The organism is Lachnoclostridium sp. An196 (assembly GCF_002160135.1).
GTDB classification, from domain to species: domain Bacteria; phylum Bacillota; class Clostridia; order Lachnospirales; family Lachnospiraceae; genus Hominiventricola; species Hominiventricola avistercoris.
On sequence record NZ_NFJZ01000001.1, the window covers coordinates 323,350 to 337,941 of the forward strand.

Here is a 14,592-nt window from a genome sequence, read left to right on the forward strand (position 1 = left end):
ATATTAAAACTCCTTCTGGTATGGTATTATACTGTAAGGCAGGATAAAAAGCAAAATGTTCTGAGATTTTGAAGGTCAGGAGATAGAAGAATATGAAACAGTTATTTCTGAACGTAAAGGACGGAAGCATGAAGCTGCTGGATCAGCCCATGCCGGCGGTAAAAGAGAATATGGCGCTGGTGGAAAGCCTGTATACCGTGGTCAGCGCGGGAACGGAGAGAGGGCTTACGTCCTTTGGAGGCAAGAACCTGATCCAGAAAGCGCTGGAGCGTCCGGACCAGGTAAAGAAGGTGCTGGAAAAGCTTTCTACGGACGGCATTGTCACTACGATGGAGAGCGCGTTCAATAAGCTGGCAGAGCCTATGCCCATGGGTTATTCCGGAGTAGGAAGGGTCATCGCCTGCGGCAAAGGCGTGACAGAAGTACAGGCCGGGGATCTGGTGGCGATGGTAGGTACCGCTCATCACTGTGAGATCAACCGTGTCAGCCGCACGATGCTGACAAAAGTGCCGGAGGAACTGGAGGATTACCGGCAGGCGGCGTTCTGCGCACTGGGCGGTATCGCTCTGGAGGGAATTCATCAGGCCGAAGTAGTACCTGGAGAGACGGTGGCTGTGATCGGCCTGGGACTTGTGGGTCATATACTCTGCAGGATCCTGGACGCTTACGGATGCGATGTGATTGCCTATGATGTGGTGGACAAGACCATGCCGGGGACACGTCTGAAAGCTTTCATCAATTCCAATGACGACAACGCGGCGGATAAGACAAAAGCCTTGACCCATGGAAGAGGAGCGGATAAGGTAATCATTACTGCGGCGGCCAATACCAATCAGCCCATGGATCTGGCGGCGGCGATCGCCAGAGACCGGGGGATCATCTGTATGATCGGCGTGACCCAGATGAATATTGACCGCAGACCTTACTATGAGCGTGAGTTGTCTTTCCGGATCGCCCGTTCTTACGGCGCCGGACGTTATGACAGCACTTATGAACAGAAAGGTATCGATTATCCCATCGGTTACGTCCGCTTTACAGAGGGCCGCAACATTGAAGAGTTTGTGCGTCTGATCGCTCAGAAGAGAGCAGACTTCGCGGATCTGATCACTCATGAGATTCCCTTTGAGAGAGCGGCGGACGCCTATGAAATGATCACAAAGAATCCGAATCATGAGCGGTATATCGGCGTTCTCCTGAAATACAGCGATAACCAGGAAAAATGGAGAGAGACAGTAGAAAACCAGGCAGCCAAAAAGGCAGCAGGAAGAGATAAGATCCGTCTGGGGCTGATCGGCGCGGGAAATTTTGTGCGGAGCACCATGCTGCCCATCATGAAAGAGACCGGTAAGTTTGAATTCCGGGGACTGGCTACTACCGGAGGCGTAGGCGGAGCCCAGGCAAACGACGGGACTCCTTTCGCCTATACAACGAACGATTACAAGAAACTGCTGGAGGATCCGGAGATTGATCTGATCGCTGTTTCCACCCAGCATAACAGCCACGCAAGATTTGTAGTGGAGGCGCTGAAGGCCAATAAAAACGTCTACTGTGAGAAACCGCTGTGCCTGACGCTGGAGGAACTGGATGAAATCCGCAAAGCCTACGATGAGTCAGAGGGAGAATTGTTCTGCGGACTGAACCGCCGGCATGCTCCGCTGATCAAACAATTGAAGAGAGAGCTTAAGACGGACCAGGTTCCCGCAGTCTATGATTTCATAGCCAATGCAGGATTTATTCCCAAGGACCACTGGGTGCACGATGAAGAAGCAGGCGGAGGCCGGATCCTGGGAGAGGCGTGCCATTTCGTGGATCTGATCCAGTACCTGGACGGAAGCGAACTCCAGGAACTGAGAGTGACTGCTGCGGAAAATAATGCTTACCCGATGAATGATAATGTCTTGATTACCCTCCGTTTCGCTTCCGGCGCTGTGGGGAATATCATCTATTCTTCCATGGGATCCAAAAAGTACCCCAAAGAACAGCTGCGGGTATTTTCCAACGGTTCCGTCTATGAGATGGATAATTTTATCCGTCTGCGTAAATTTGGCAATACAAAGACCGTGAAGGAAAAATTAAAGCAGGATAAAGGAATCAGGGCAGAATATGAATATATCTGTTCTGTCCTGAAAGGAGAAGCGAAAAACGACACGATCGCCGATGCTTTCCGGGGACAGGAACTGTTGATCCGCGCCATGCAGACGGTGAAGGAAAAATGAGGATTCTGGTTTACGATGTAGCAGCCGACAGCGGCGGGGCGGCTACTGTTCTGCAAAGCTTTTATGAAGAATTCCTGCAGGACGCGGAGAATGAGTATCTCTTTGTCCTGAGCGTATATGAACTTCCGGAAACGGATCACATCCGGGTATTGAATTTCCCCTGGGTAAAGAGAAGCCCTCTGCACCGGATGTATTTCGACCATTTTGTAGCACACCGTCTGGTGAAGCGGTACCATGCGGACAAGGTATTGTCCCTGCAGAATATAGAACTGCCCCATGCGGGAGTGCCGCAGATCGTGTATGAGCACAATGCGCTGCCCTTTTCCGAATACCGGTTTAAACCCTGGGAGGCGCTGCGTCCCTGGATGACGCAGCAGATTCTGGGACGTATGATGAAAGGATCGATCCGCCGGGCGGAAAAGGTCCTGGTGCAGACCAACTGGATGAAGCAGGAGATCGTACGCCAGTGCGGGATCCCGGCAGACAAAGTGGAAGTGAAGTTCCCGCCGGTGGAGATGCTGAAGACAGGGCCGTACCGCCTGGATGAGAACTGTCCCGTATTTTTCTATCCGGCAAATGCGTCAGCCTACAAAAACCACAGGACATTTCTGGAGGCGTGTAAGCTCCTGCAAAAAGAAGGATACCAGAATTATGAGGTGATCTGGACAGTAACCGGGGATGAGAATGACGGAATCCGGGGGATCCGAAGAGAAGCGGAGAAACTGGGACTTCCGATCCGCTTCCGCGGTCCGATGCCCCGGCAGGAGCTTTTCGACCTGTATGCCAGGTCGGTGCTGGTGTTTCCGTCTTATATCGAGACCATCGGTCTGCCGCTTCTGGAGGCGCGCTCGGTGGGAGCCTGGATCGCGGCGGCGGATTGCCTGTATGCCAGGGACTGTGTGGGAGATTATGAGAGAGCGGAGTTTTTTTCAGTGTTTGACGCATGCCGCCTGAGCGGCCTGTTGACTAAATGGCTGAAAAAGGTTGAAAAATAAGAAGAAATAAGCTATATTAACTGTACATGCTGAATTAGAAGAAAGAGGATGGATGATAAAATGGCATTATTAAAAGAGTGGCAGAAGATTGCCTATGATGAGACAAAGGACAAAGGAACGCTTCAGAGATTCTGGGCGAATTATTTTAATCTGGAAAAAGGAGTATATGAAAAACTTCTGGAAGAGCCGGATACGGAAGTAAAAGGAACCGTGAAAGAACTGGCAGAAAAGTACGGTCTCAGCATTATGGAAATGACTGGTTTTCTGGATGGGATCAATGACAGCCTGGCAGAGCCGAATCCGATCGAGGAGATGGAGGAGGATACGGTAGTCAGCCTGAGATTTGACAAAGAAAAGCTCTACAAGAACATGGTAGACGCAAAAGCAGACTGGTTATATAACCTGCCCCAGTGGGAGAAGATCTTTGATGAAGAAAAGAGAAAAGAGCTCTATCTGGAGCAGAAAAAATCAGGTACGATTGTAAAAGGACCGAAAGTAGGAAGAAACGATCCTTGTCCGTGCGGCAGCGGGAAAAAATATAAATATTGCTGCGGTAAAAAAAAGGCATAAAATAAAGGGGGAGGACAAGCCCCCTTTTTGTATTGGAGAAAAGTAATATGCAGGTAAGTCAGAAAAAAGTAGGTGTGTTATTATCTTACTTGGCACAGATAATCCATATTTTGTCAGGAATCCTATATACGCCGATTATGCTTAGGCTGTTGGGGCAAAGCGAATATGGATTATATCAGCTGGTTGCTTCCGTAGTATCTTATCTGAATGTGTTGAGTTTGGGATTTGGAAGCTCATATATGCGCTTTTATTCCCAGATTAAAAAACAGGGAGACGAGGATAAGGTAGCCGAATTTAATGGCATGTATCTGACTATATTTTTGATCATAGCTGTTATTTGTCTGTTGTGCGGGGGTGTACTAATTGGAAATATAGAACTGGTGTTCGGGGGCGGCTTAACCGCACAGGAGTATCCCAAAGCCAGAATCCTTTTGGCATTAATGGTTTTCAATCTGGCATTGACTTTCCCTGGAGGTGCAATTGATTCGTTTATAACGGCCCATGAGCAGTTTATATTCCAGAGAACACTAAAAATCCTCCAGAATTTGTTTAATCCGTTTTTGACCCTCCCACTTTTGTTGATGGGATATGGATCAATTGCAATGGTTTTGGTGACTACAGTCCTTACGGTTTCCAAAATTGCATCCAGCATTTGGTTTTGCAGAAAGAAACTGAAAATTCGGCTTTGTTTTCATGGGTTTAAGTTATCTTTGCTGAAAGAAATGTGGATTTTCACTTTCTTTATTTGCATAAATATGGTGGCAGATCAGATAAACTGGAATGTAGACAAGGTGCTTTTGGGACGGTTTAGCGGTACTATTGCAGTTGCAATCTATGGAATTGGAAGCCAGCTGAATACCATGTACATGCAAATGTCAACAATTATTTCCAATGTATTTATTCCGCAAGTGAACCGCATCGTTGCAGACAGTAATGATAACCGATTGTTGACAGAGCTATTGACAAAAGTAGGGAGAGTACAATTTCTGGTTTTAACATTAATTAGCTGTGGTTTTGTATTTCTGGGAAGAGAATTTATCTATTTATGGGCTGGAGACGCCTATGAACAATCTTATGCAATTACGCTGCTTCTGATATTCCCGGCTACCATACCGCTGGCCCAGAATGTGGTACTGGAGATTATGCGTGCAAAAAATATGCATAAAGTCAGATCGGTTATGTATTTTGCGATGGCAATAGCCAATGTGATTATCAGTATTCCGCTGATTCAGCTGTGGGGCGGTGAAGGCGCCGCGCTTGGGACTGCGATTGTCCTGATTCTGGGAGACTGCGTTTTTATGAATATTTATTATCATAAGAGGGTAGGACTAAATATGATATATTATTGGGAGCAGATTCTGCGCTTCATTCCGGCTTTTCTGGTCATTATAATATGCGAAATAATTGTTACGCATGGTTTGAGGATGGACAGCGTTATTCTGTTCCTCGTTCACGGCATAATATATATGTTGGTCTTTGGCATAGCCATGTGGTTTTTAGGATTGAATCAGACAGAAAAGGAACTGATCAGAGGGCCGCTCAGAAAAATAGGACATATTTTGAAAATAACTCGCAAAATAACTTAAAAAACTTGTTGACAACCGGCTTCGGTTTTGGTATTATAACGGAGTCGGTTGAAAAACCGGTCAGAAAATGGGATCTTAGCTCAGCTGGGAGAGCATCTGCCTTACAAGCAGAGGGTCACAGGTTCGAGCCCTGTAGGTCCCATTAAAATAAATATGGCGAAGTAGCTCAGCTGGCTAGAGCACACGGTTCATACCCGTGGTGTCGAGGGTTCGAGTCCCCCCTTCGCTACTGTGGCTTCCTAAGGATTTAGGAAGCTATTTTTATATTAGCGAATATATTTTGGAGGGAATACAGATGAGAGTTGGTATCGGCTATGATGTTCACCGCCTGGCAGAGGGCCGGGATCTGATCATTGGCGGGGTGAAGATTCCGTATGAGAAAGGCTTGCTGGGGCATTCGGATGCGGACGTGCTGCTGCATGCGATCATGGACGCTCTTCTCGGAGCGGCGGCCATGGGAGATATCGGAAAACATTTCCCGGATACGGATCCGAAGTATGAGGGAGCATCCAGTATAAAGCTTCTGGAACATGTCGGGGAACTTCTGGAACAGGAAAGCTACCAGATTGTCAACATCGACGCGACGATCATCGCGCAGAAGCCGAAGATGGCGCCTCATATCCCGCAGATGATTCAGAATGTGGCGCAAACATTGGAAATTGACGAAAGTCAGGTAAACATCAAGGCGACGACAGAGGAAGGTCTTGGATTTACCGGAAGTGGAGAGGGAATTTCCTCTCAGGCGATCTGCTCGCTGCTTCCGATTACCGCTTATCTGGACGCAGATCTTGAGATGCCGCAAAATACATGTGGAGGCTGTGCCGGATGCCCGAAGGAAGCCTGATGGATGAAATAATGCCGGAGCCGTTCTACTTGCCGGAAGATGAAAAAGAAAGGTCCAGAGGACTCTATAAAGAGGCGTTTCCGGAGGATACGGAAAAGTTTGTAGATTTTTATTATACCTGTAAAGCCAGGGATAACCAGATCCTGGCTTTGGAGCAGGATGGAGAACTGGTATCCATGGTGCATCTGAATCCGTATACAATGATTGTAAATGGGTTTGAAACACCGGTGAATTATATTGTGGCAGTGGCTACCGGGAAAGAATACCGTCATCGCGGATATATGCGTCTGCTCCTGGTGCGCGCTTTACAGGATATGGCTGCCCGGAATATGCCTTTTACTTTTCTGATGCCGGCCAGCGAACGTATTTACGCGCCATTTGATTTTGTCTGGATATGCCCGTATACAGAATTGTCTCCCCGGGTAGAGCGCATGGATGCGGCAGACCAGAACCGGTACCTGGCTGCCCGTTATCAGATGTTCTGCAAAAGGGACGCGGTATATCTGGAAAATCTTGCAGCAGAGAAGCGTGCGGAAGAAGGCGAGATGCCGTCGGGGAAGATGCCTCCTTATATGGCGCGCATTACAGATGTAAGCCAGATGCTGCGCATGGTCAATACCAGGCAGGCGCAGAAACTATATCTGAAGATCCATGACCCCATCATTCAGAAAAATGACGGCTGGTTCTGCTGGGAAGCAGCGCCGGATCTTAGCAAAGCAGAGAAGCTGGCACAGCCGCCGGAGAGGACTGATCTGGAACTGACGGTCGGGGAACTGGCCTCTATGGTGTTCGGAGAGTTTCGGATCTGTTTGTCGGAAATTGTCTGACGGACTTGACAAAAGTTTAAGAATCCCATATTCTATAGCATATAGTGAAATGCGTGGAACGGATAGAGTAATCTTCTGTAAACCATCAGAGAGGGACCGTCACCGGCTGAAAGCGGTCCCGGGCAGAGGAAGAGGAAAGTGCATCCGGGAGCAGACAGGAGGAAAGGCATACGAGTATTCCTGTACGGAGACACACGTTACGTGTATCGAGTGGAAGGCGGGATGCCTTTCAGTAGAGTGGAACCGCGGATACCTTCGTCTCTAGTTTTGGAGACGGAGGTTTTATTTTTCTGGAGGGAAGTATATGGGGCTTATTAAATATGTAAAAGAAGAGATCGCCGTCATACGGGAACGGGATCCGGCGATCAAGTCCAACATGGAAGTGTTTTTATACCCTACTTTTCATGCGATTTTGAAGTACCGGCTTGCCCATAAGCTTTATAAGAAAGGACATTATTTCTGGGCCAGATGGATTTCCCAGAGGACAGCGCGCAAAACCGGGATCGAGATTCACCCGGGAGCTACGATCGGAAAAGGACTCTTTATCGATCACGGCACAGGGGTAGTGATCGGCGAGACTGCGATCCTGGGCGACAATGTAACCCTGTATCAAGGGGTGACTCTGGGCGGCACTGGAAAGGAGCATGGAAAACGCCATCCTACGCTGGAGGACAATGTAATGGTTAGTGCGGGAGCCAAGATCCTGGGTTCTTTTACGATTGGTGAGAACTCTAAGATTGGAGCAGGAAGCGTGGTGCTGGGACCGGTGCCGGCCAACTGTACCGTAGTAGGCGTGCCGGGGCGCATTGTGAAAAAGGACAATGTCCGTATCCCCAGGAATGATCTGGATCAGGTGAACCTGCCGGACCCGGTGCTGGACGCGATCCAGGAACTCAGGGAAGAGAACCGGAAATTGCGGGAAGAATTAGAGCGCTTAAAAGTAGAAATTAAATAAAGCGTATGCTATAATTTTCTCGAAATTAGATGCTTAATGTAACGGAAAAGGTGAATATAATGCTTTCAGTAATTGTTCCTGCGTATAATGAAGAAGAGATGGTTGAAAAATGTGCATCTGCAATCAGGGATATTCTTTTAAAAGCCTCGATTTTATATGAATTAATTTTCGTAGATGATGGTTCAAAGGATAATACTTGGGAGCAAATTGTACGACTATCAATTCAACGAACGGATATAAGGGGCATCCATTTTTCAAGAAATTTTGGAAAAGAGGCGGCTATTATGGCCGGCTTGTCTAATGCAGCAGGAGAGTGCTGTGTGGTGCTTGACTGTGACCTTCAGCACCCTCCGGAAAAGATTATCGATATGTACAAGCTTTGGGAGAAGGGGTATGAAGTGGTCGAAGGACGTAAGTCCAGCAGAGGAGATGAAGGGAAATTGCACTCTTTGGCAGCTCGTATTTTTTACTCTCTTATTAGTGCGGCAGTTGGTTTTGATATGTCAGATGCATCTGATTTTCGTCTGCTGGATAGAAAGGCAGTAAATGTTTTGCTTAATATGCGGGAGAGAAATGCATTTTTCAGGGCATTATCTTCATGGATTGGATTTAAGAGTACTTTTATTGAGTTTGATGTTCAGGAACGGAGTGCGGGTGTTTCAAAGTGGTCAACAAGCGCACTGGTAAAATATGCGATCAGTAATATATCATCATTTTCAACGGCACCTATGCAAATTGTTACGGCTTTGGGAGTTGTTATGTTTTTGCTCTCGATTATTTTTGGAGGAATAGCGCTGGTACAGAAAATTAATGGAATAGCATTGGAAGGTTTTACCACGGTTATTCTGCTGTTGTTGTTTTCAAGCAGTATTGTGATGATCAGCCTTGGAATCATTGGGTTTTATATTGCACAGATTTATGAGGAAATTAAGGGAAGGCCACGGTATATTATTTCCAGTACTTGCGGGGATCAGGCACATGATACAGTTGATTAAGAAAATATTTGATATAACTTTTTGGAAATTTATTTTAGTTGGAATATTAAATACAGTATTTGGCGTTGGAATTATGTTTATATTCTATAATATATTTCATTTCAGTTACTGGGTCTCTTCGGCGTCAAATTATTTTTTTGGCAGTATTTTAAGCTATGTTTTAAACCGTTTTTTTACTTTTGGAAATAAAACAAATACGAAAAAGACTTTACTTCGGTTTGTTATTAACATCAGCATATGTTACTTGGTTGCTTATGGGGTTGCCAGACCTGTGGCGGCATATATTTTGTCGGGCTTGACAGTAATGGTTCAAGAAAATATGGCTATGGTAATAGGAATGTGCCTTTTTGTTGGATTGAATTATATGGGACAGCGGTTTTTTGTTTTTAGAGAAAAATAAGGAGTAGTGTTTTGGGAAAAAAGGAAAAAATATTAAAGTTCAGTCTCATCTGTATTTTTGTTTTTATCTGTATATTTTTATTAAATCGAATCACTATTTACACAGGTGACGATTATATGTATCATTTTTTCTTTGAACAAGGAAGAGTAAGCAGTTCTAGCAGAAGGCTTTCTGGAATTACTGATATACCTGCGTCGATGAGAAATCATTATCAGTCTTTTAATGGACGTATTGTGGCTCATTCAATTATTCAGTTCTTTATGCTTTTTGACAAAAGTATATTTAATATATGCAATTCTATTGCATATGTAGTAGTTGGAATTTTACTTTTATTTAATATACAGCCTATATATAAGAAATGGAAGGCATGGCATCTGGTGCTTGTTTACTTGTTTATGTGGTTATGTCTGCCGGATTTTGGACTGTCAGTTTTATGGGTTTCGGGAGCAGTAAACTATTTGTGGATGAGTATGCTTTTGCTTGGGCTGATGGCATTTTATCGATATCATCATGAAACACCTCAAAAAATGAGCAGACGCCCTATTGAATGGCTAAAAGCAATTCTGATTATTCCGTTGGCATTTATATGTGGGTGGTCAAGTGAAAATGGCGGAGGAGCAGTTATTGGACTTGTTTTCCTGATTATATTGATTTGGGTATATGAAAAAAGGCATATACCAGTATGGGCTGTTAGCGGCTGGTTGGTATCATGCGTGGGATTTTTGTTTTTGTTAAAAGCACCAAGCAGCGCTGCTAAGATGGATACAGTATATACAGCAGAAGTTTTGCTGAAGAGAATACGGGAAGTAATAGGTTTTTCCTATCATTATATTATGATTTTATATATTTTCTTTTTTGTTCTTGCTGTACTTTTTATCAGATGGCGTATAAAAGTTGGAAGAAGTTGGAAGGAAGATATTGCTTTCCCGGTGGTATACATGTTATCAGGGGCGGCTAGTGTAATTGTATTGCTTGCTTCTCCCGTTATTATGGGGAAATCCTGGATATGGGCAGTATGCACTGCAGTTTGCGCAATTGGACAGCTGATTTGGAAAATGACGGAAGATGGATGGAAATTAGATATTAGGACATTTAGAGAGCTGGTAGCTATTTTAGGAATTGTAGCGGTATTTAATTACTGGACTGCGTATAAGGATTTGAAAAAAACATATTCAGAATATCAATTACAATTATCGGAAATCCAAGAACAGAAAGAACAAGGAATAAGGGATGTGGCCATTACATTGTTGAGCAATGAACAGAATATATGTAATCCGGCCATGAAAACTCCAAATGTATCCACTGATAAAAATTCATGGTTTAATGAATGGATGGCGCTGTACTATGAAGTAGATTCTATAACCGGAATCGAAGAGTAAAAATTAAGTTAAAGGAGAGCAAATATATGATTCGTATCTATAACACCCTATCTAAAAAGAAAGAGGATTTCATCCCCCTGGAGGAAGGAAAGGTGCGCATGTACGTGTGCGGACCGACCGTTTATAATTTTATCCATATCGGCAATGCCCGTCCGATGATCGTGTTCGATACGGTGCGCCGTTATCTGGAGCACAAAGGCTATGAAGTGAACTTTGTATCCAACTTTACAGACGTGGACGACAAGATTATCAAAAAAGCCAATGAAGAAGGCGTCAGCGCGGAGGAGATCTCTCAGAGATATATCGCGGAGTGCAAAAAGGATATGGAAGGCATGAATATCATGCCGGCCACGACCCATCCTCTGGCGACTCAGGAGATCGACGGGATGATCGATATGATCTCCGAGCTGATCGATAAAGGGGATGCCTATGCCGTGAATGGCACGGTATATTTCCGGACCCGCCAGTTTAAGGATTATGGAAAACTGTCTCATAAGAATCTGGATGATCTTCAGGCGGGGAACCGTTCGCTGCTGGTATCCGGCGAAGATGAGAAGGAAGATCCGCTGGATTTTGTACTCTGGAAACCGAAAAAAGAGGGAGAACCATACTGGAAATCTCCATGGGGCGACGGACGTCCGGGCTGGCATATTGAGTGCTCTGTCATGTCTAAAAAATATCTGGGCGAGCAGATCGATATCCACGGCGGCGGAGAGGATCTGATCTTTCCCCATCATGAAAACGAGATCGCCCAGAGCGAATCCTGCTCGGGAAAGGAATTTGCCAGATACTGGATGCACAATGCATTTTTGAATATTGACAACCGGAAAATGTCCAAATCTCTGGGAAATTTCTTTACGGTAAGAGAGATCAGCGAGAAATATGACCTTCAGGTACTCCGTTTCTTTATGCTGAACGCCCACTACCGCAGCCCGCTGAATTTCAGCGCGGAACTGATGGAATCTTCCAAAAATGCGCTGGAGAGAATCCAGACGGCAGTGGATAACCTGAAGTTTCTCGCGGAGCATGCTTCCACGCAGGAGATGACTCCGGAGGAAGCGGCAAAGGCGGAAGAAGCAGTAAAATATGAAAAAGCCTTTGACGATTCTATGGATGACGACTTTAACACAGCCGACGCCATCGCAGCCATCTTTGATCTGGTGAAATTTGCCAATACCACTGCGGACGAGAAAAGCAGCAAAGCTTACGCGGAGACGCTGTGTGAAAAGATCCAGGGGCTGTGCGATATCATGGGACTGATCACCGAGAAAAAAGAAGAACTGCTGGATGAGGATATCGAGAAACTGATCGAAGAGCGTCAGGCAGCCAGAAAGGCAAAGAATTTCGCGCGGGCAGATGAGATCCGGGCAGAACTTCTGGAAAAGGGAATCGTTCTGGAAGATACCCGTGAAGGAGTAAAATGGAAGAGAGCATAAAATACCTGAAAGAGCAGTTTGAACTGGGAGAGCTGGATATCCGCACCTGCTCTCCTGTGGTGCTGGCTTATATCGGAGACGCAGTCTATGAACTGGTGATTCGGACCGTACTGGTATGCAGAGGAGGCCGCCAGGCCAATACGCTGCACAAAAGAGCCAGCAGTTATGTAAAAGCTTCCTCCCAGGCAGCGATGATCGAGGCATTGCAGGAGGATCTGACAGAGGACGAGATGCAGGTCTATAAACGCGGGCGCAATGCCAAGACGGTCAGTATGGCGAAGCATGCCACCATGCATGATTACCGTCATGCCACAGGTTTTGAAGCGTTGATGGGCTACCTGTATCTGACGGATCAGATGAAAAGAATGATAGATCTGGTAAAACTGGGTCTGGAGAAGACGGGAGGTACACCGTGAGATATGAAGAATTGACGATAGAAGGGCGCAACGCCGTACTGGAGGCTTTCCGGTCCGGCAGGACTATTGACAGACTGTTTGTCCTGAAAGGATGTCAGGACGGCCCTATAAACAGCATTCTGCGGGAAGCGCGGAAGCGGGATACGGTGATCAGCTATGTACCCAGAGAGCGTCTGGATCATATGAGCGAGACCGGGAAACATCAGGGAGTGATCGCCTACGCGGCGGCCTATGAGTATGCTCAGGTGGAAGATATTCTGCAGGCGGCCAGGGAGAAGGGGGAGGATCCTTTCCTGATCCTGCTGGATAATATTGAAGATCCGCATAATCTGGGGGCTATTATCCGGACAGCCAATCTGGCGGGGGCCCATGGGGTCATCATTCCTAAAAGGCGCGCAGCGGGGCTGACCGCCACGGTGGCGAAAGCATCTGCAGGCGCTCTGAATTATACGCCGGTGGCGAAAGTGACTAATCTGGGCACCACCATTGACGAACTGAAAAAGCAGGGCATCTGGTTTGTGTGCGCGGATATGGATGGGACGGTCATGTATGACGTAAACCTGAAAGGTCCCATCGGGTTGGTGATCGGCAACGAGGGCGAAGGGGTCAGCCGGCTGATCCGGGAAAAATGCGATTATCAGGTCTCGGTTCCTATGAAGGGAGATATTGATTCTTTAAATGCCTCTGTAGCCGCGGGCGTGCTGGCCTATGAGATCGTAAGACAGAGAAGAGGATAGTTTTCAAAAAGCGTTTCAAACAGCGTTTGCAAAAAAAGTTTAAAAAGGTGTTGACACTGGGATAAGCCTGTGATAATATAATCAAGTCGCGAGCGGAAGCGACACGACAGGCTGCTGTGGCTCAGTCGGTAGAGCGTCGCATTGGTAGTGCGGAGGTCACGGGTCCGATTCCCGTCAGCAGCTTTTGAGAGCGGAGATTCGATAGAATTTCCGCTCTTTTCACATAATTTGATATGTACAGTTGAAGGAATAGTATGAAGAGGCAAATGGGAGTATCAACATATGTAGGATATGTAAAGGATAATGAAATACGGGTTCAAAGTTCTTCTGGTGGAATATTTTACCTGCTGTCAAAATATATTATTTTGTCAATGCATGGAGTCGTGTTTGGAGCGCAATTTGATGAAAAATGGAATGTGGAACATGGCTATTGTGAAAAAATTGAAGACGTTAATAATTTTATGGGAAGTAAGTATGTTCAGAGTGATCTGAAAAATGTCTATATTCAAACGAAAGACTTTTTAGATCAGGGACGATGGGTGCTGTTTTCAGGTACGCCGTGCCAGATTTATGGTTTGAAGGCCTTTTTAAAAGATGAATATAAAACATTGTTAACGATGGATTTTATATGTCATGGAGTAGCTAGTCCATTGACTTGGGAAAAATATTTGCGGGAAATTTCTAAAGAAAAGGAAATTAGCTCTGTTAACTTTAGGGATAAGACAAATGGATGGAGAAATTTTTCTTTAAAAATCAATTTTTCTGATGGATCATCGTATAAGCAGGATTTAAATCATGACTATTATATGAGAGGGTATTTAGCAAACCTTTTTCTCAGACCTTCATGTTACTGCTGTAAATTTAAGACAATTGAAAGAAAAGCGGATATTACCCTTGGTGATTTTTGGGGAATTGACAATATGCCAGAAGTATATAACAAAGAGGGAGTTTCTGTAATATTTGTTCACTCAGAATTAGGACAAAAAGTGTTGCAGATGATAAAAGGTGAAGTTGAGCTTTGGGAAACGAATTTTTGGACAGCGATAGATGAAAATTCGGCTTTTATGCAATCGGCGGAAAAGCCTGCTAAAAGAGAGGATTTTTTTAGATCTATTCGTGAAAATTTTAGTTTAGTAAGAAGCATTGGTTATTGCACTTCGGAATCTTTGTCGACGGTGGTAAAAAAGTTTTTGAAAAAAGCTATAATATCTATAAAAATACTTTTGAGGAAATAAA

The 14,592-nt window shown here is 45.4% G+C and carries 14 protein-coding genes, 3 tRNA genes and 1 other annotated feature; all 17 genes read left to right on the top strand.

Annotated elements, in window-relative coordinates; genetic code table 11:
• Positions 1 to 92 precede the first annotated feature (92 nt).
• The 17 genes from B5F29_RS01425 to B5F29_RS01505 all read left to right on the top strand — a co-directional run bounded on the left by B5F29_RS01425 (position 93) and on the right by B5F29_RS01505 (position 14,591).
• Entirely contained in the window at positions 93 to 2,216 is a 2,124-nt protein-coding gene (locus B5F29_RS01425) for a bi-domain-containing oxidoreductase (RefSeq protein ID WP_087152892.1), read from the top strand.
• A complete protein-coding gene (locus B5F29_RS01430) occupies positions 2,213 to 3,211 on the top strand; it encodes a glycosyltransferase (protein ID WP_087152893.1) in 999 nt (332 codons plus the stop codon). The genes B5F29_RS01425 and B5F29_RS01430 overlap by 4 nt, the downstream gene beginning before the upstream one ends.
• A gap of 60 nt (positions 3,212 to 3,271) precedes the next feature.
• The gene (locus B5F29_RS01435) at positions 3,272 to 3,781 is read left to right on the top strand and encodes an SEC-C metal-binding domain-containing protein (protein WP_087153059.1); all 510 of its coding nucleotides are present in this window, start codon (positions 3,272 to 3,274) and stop codon (positions 3,779 to 3,781) included.
• A 47-nt stretch (positions 3,782 to 3,828) separates the two neighbouring features.
• On the top strand, positions 3,829 to 5,367 hold the full coding sequence (locus tag B5F29_RS01440; protein ID WP_087152894.1) for an oligosaccharide flippase family protein: 1,539 nt from the start codon (positions 3,829 to 3,831) through the stop codon (positions 5,365 to 5,367).
• A 69-nt stretch (positions 5,368 to 5,436) separates the two neighbouring features.
• Positions 5,437 to 5,509 (top strand) — tRNA-Val (locus B5F29_RS01445).
• A 13-nt stretch (positions 5,510 to 5,522) separates the two neighbouring features.
• Positions 5,523 to 5,596, top strand: a tRNA-Met gene (locus B5F29_RS01450).
• 66 nt (positions 5,597 to 5,662) lie between these two features.
• Positions 5,663 to 6,211, top strand: coding sequence for a 2-C-methyl-D-erythritol 2,4-cyclodiphosphate synthase (gene ispF, locus B5F29_RS01455; protein WP_087152895.1), 549 nt, complete (start codon positions 5,663 to 5,665; stop codon positions 6,209 to 6,211).
• Positions 6,193 to 7,038 (top strand): GNAT family N-acetyltransferase, encoded by an 846-nt coding sequence (locus B5F29_RS01460; RefSeq protein ID WP_162608335.1) that lies wholly within the window; start codon positions 6,193 to 6,195, stop codon positions 7,036 to 7,038. The genes ispF and B5F29_RS01460 overlap by 19 nt, the downstream gene beginning before the upstream one ends.
• A 45-nt stretch (positions 7,039 to 7,083) precedes the next feature.
• Positions 7,084 to 7,304, top strand: a binding site (T-box leader).
• 38 nt (positions 7,305 to 7,342) lie between these two features.
• Entirely contained in the window at positions 7,343 to 7,993 is a 651-nt protein-coding gene (gene epsC / locus B5F29_RS01465; RefSeq protein ID WP_087152897.1) for a serine O-acetyltransferase EpsC, read from the top strand.
• A 59-nt stretch (positions 7,994 to 8,052) separates the two neighbouring features.
• Complete coding sequence (locus tag B5F29_RS01470; RefSeq protein ID WP_242955547.1) at positions 8,053 to 8,988, top strand: glycosyltransferase family 2 protein; 936 nt, start codon at positions 8,053 to 8,055, stop codon at positions 8,986 to 8,988.
• Complete coding sequence (locus B5F29_RS01475; RefSeq protein WP_087152899.1) at positions 8,972 to 9,388, top strand: GtrA family protein; 417 nt, start codon at positions 8,972 to 8,974, stop codon at positions 9,386 to 9,388. The genes B5F29_RS01470 and B5F29_RS01475 overlap by 17 nt, the downstream gene beginning before the upstream one ends.
• Before the next feature lie 11 nt (positions 9,389 to 9,399).
• Positions 9,400 to 10,767 carry a DUF3329 domain-containing protein gene (locus tag B5F29_RS01480; protein ID WP_087152900.1) on the top strand — a complete coding sequence of 456 codons (1,368 nt, stop codon included), beginning with the start codon at positions 9,400 to 9,402 and terminating at the stop codon, positions 10,765 to 10,767.
• Between the two features lie 29 nt (positions 10,768 to 10,796).
• A complete protein-coding gene (gene cysS, locus B5F29_RS01485) occupies positions 10,797 to 12,203 on the top strand; it encodes a cysteine--tRNA ligase (RefSeq protein ID WP_087153060.1) in 1,407 nt (468 codons plus the stop codon).
• Positions 12,188 to 12,619, top strand: a complete 432-nt coding sequence (locus B5F29_RS01490) for a Mini-ribonuclease 3 (protein ID WP_087152901.1) — start codon at positions 12,188 to 12,190, stop codon at positions 12,617 to 12,619. The genes cysS and B5F29_RS01490 overlap by 16 nt, the downstream gene beginning before the upstream one ends.
• Positions 12,616 to 13,356, top strand: a complete 741-nt coding sequence (gene rlmB, locus B5F29_RS01495; protein WP_087152902.1) for a 23S rRNA (guanosine(2251)-2'-O)-methyltransferase RlmB — start codon at positions 12,616 to 12,618, stop codon at positions 13,354 to 13,356. Before B5F29_RS01490 ends, rlmB begins: the two co-directional genes overlap by 4 nt.
• A gap of 110 nt (positions 13,357 to 13,466) precedes the next feature.
• A tRNA-Thr gene (locus tag B5F29_RS01500) sits at positions 13,467 to 13,539 on the top strand.
• 83 nt (positions 13,540 to 13,622) lie between these two features.
• Positions 13,623 to 14,591 (top strand): Coenzyme F420 hydrogenase/dehydrogenase, beta subunit C-terminal domain, encoded by a 969-nt coding sequence (locus tag B5F29_RS01505; RefSeq protein WP_162608336.1) that lies wholly within the window; start codon positions 13,623 to 13,625, stop codon positions 14,589 to 14,591.
• Position 14,592: the final 1 nt, after the last annotated feature.

Bases quoted from the DNA above. Each gene is read 5' to 3' on its own strand.
- ispF (WP_087152895.1), top strand. From the start codon at position 5,663: ATGAGAGTTGGTATCGGCTATGATGTTCACCGCCTGGCAGAGGGCCGG.
- B5F29_RS01505 (WP_162608336.1), top strand. From the start codon at position 13,623: ATGGGAGTATCAACATATGTAGGATATGTAAAGGATAATGAAATACGG.
- B5F29_RS01490 (WP_087152901.1), top strand. From the start codon at position 12,188: ATGGAAGAGAGCATAAAATACCTGAAAGAGCAGTTTGAACTGGGAGAG.
- epsC (WP_087152897.1), top strand. From the start codon at position 7,343: ATGGGGCTTATTAAATATGTAAAAGAAGAGATCGCCGTCATACGGGAA.
- B5F29_RS01430 (WP_087152893.1), top strand. From the start codon at position 2,213: ATGAGGATTCTGGTTTACGATGTAGCAGCCGACAGCGGCGGGGCGGCT.
- B5F29_RS01440 (WP_087152894.1), top strand. From the start codon at position 3,829: ATGCAGGTAAGTCAGAAAAAAGTAGGTGTGTTATTATCTTACTTGGCA.
- B5F29_RS01460 (WP_162608335.1), top strand. From the start codon at position 6,193: ATGCCCGAAGGAAGCCTGATGGATGAAATAATGCCGGAGCCGTTCTAC.
- B5F29_RS01475 (WP_087152899.1), top strand. From the start codon at position 8,972: ATGATACAGTTGATTAAGAAAATATTTGATATAACTTTTTGGAAATTT.
- B5F29_RS01435 (WP_087153059.1), top strand. From the start codon at position 3,272: ATGGCATTATTAAAAGAGTGGCAGAAGATTGCCTATGATGAGACAAAG.
- B5F29_RS01425 (WP_087152892.1), top strand. From the start codon at position 93: ATGAAACAGTTATTTCTGAACGTAAAGGACGGAAGCATGAAGCTGCTG.
- B5F29_RS01470 (WP_242955547.1), top strand. From the start codon at position 8,053: ATGCTTTCAGTAATTGTTCCTGCGTATAATGAAGAAGAGATGGTTGAA.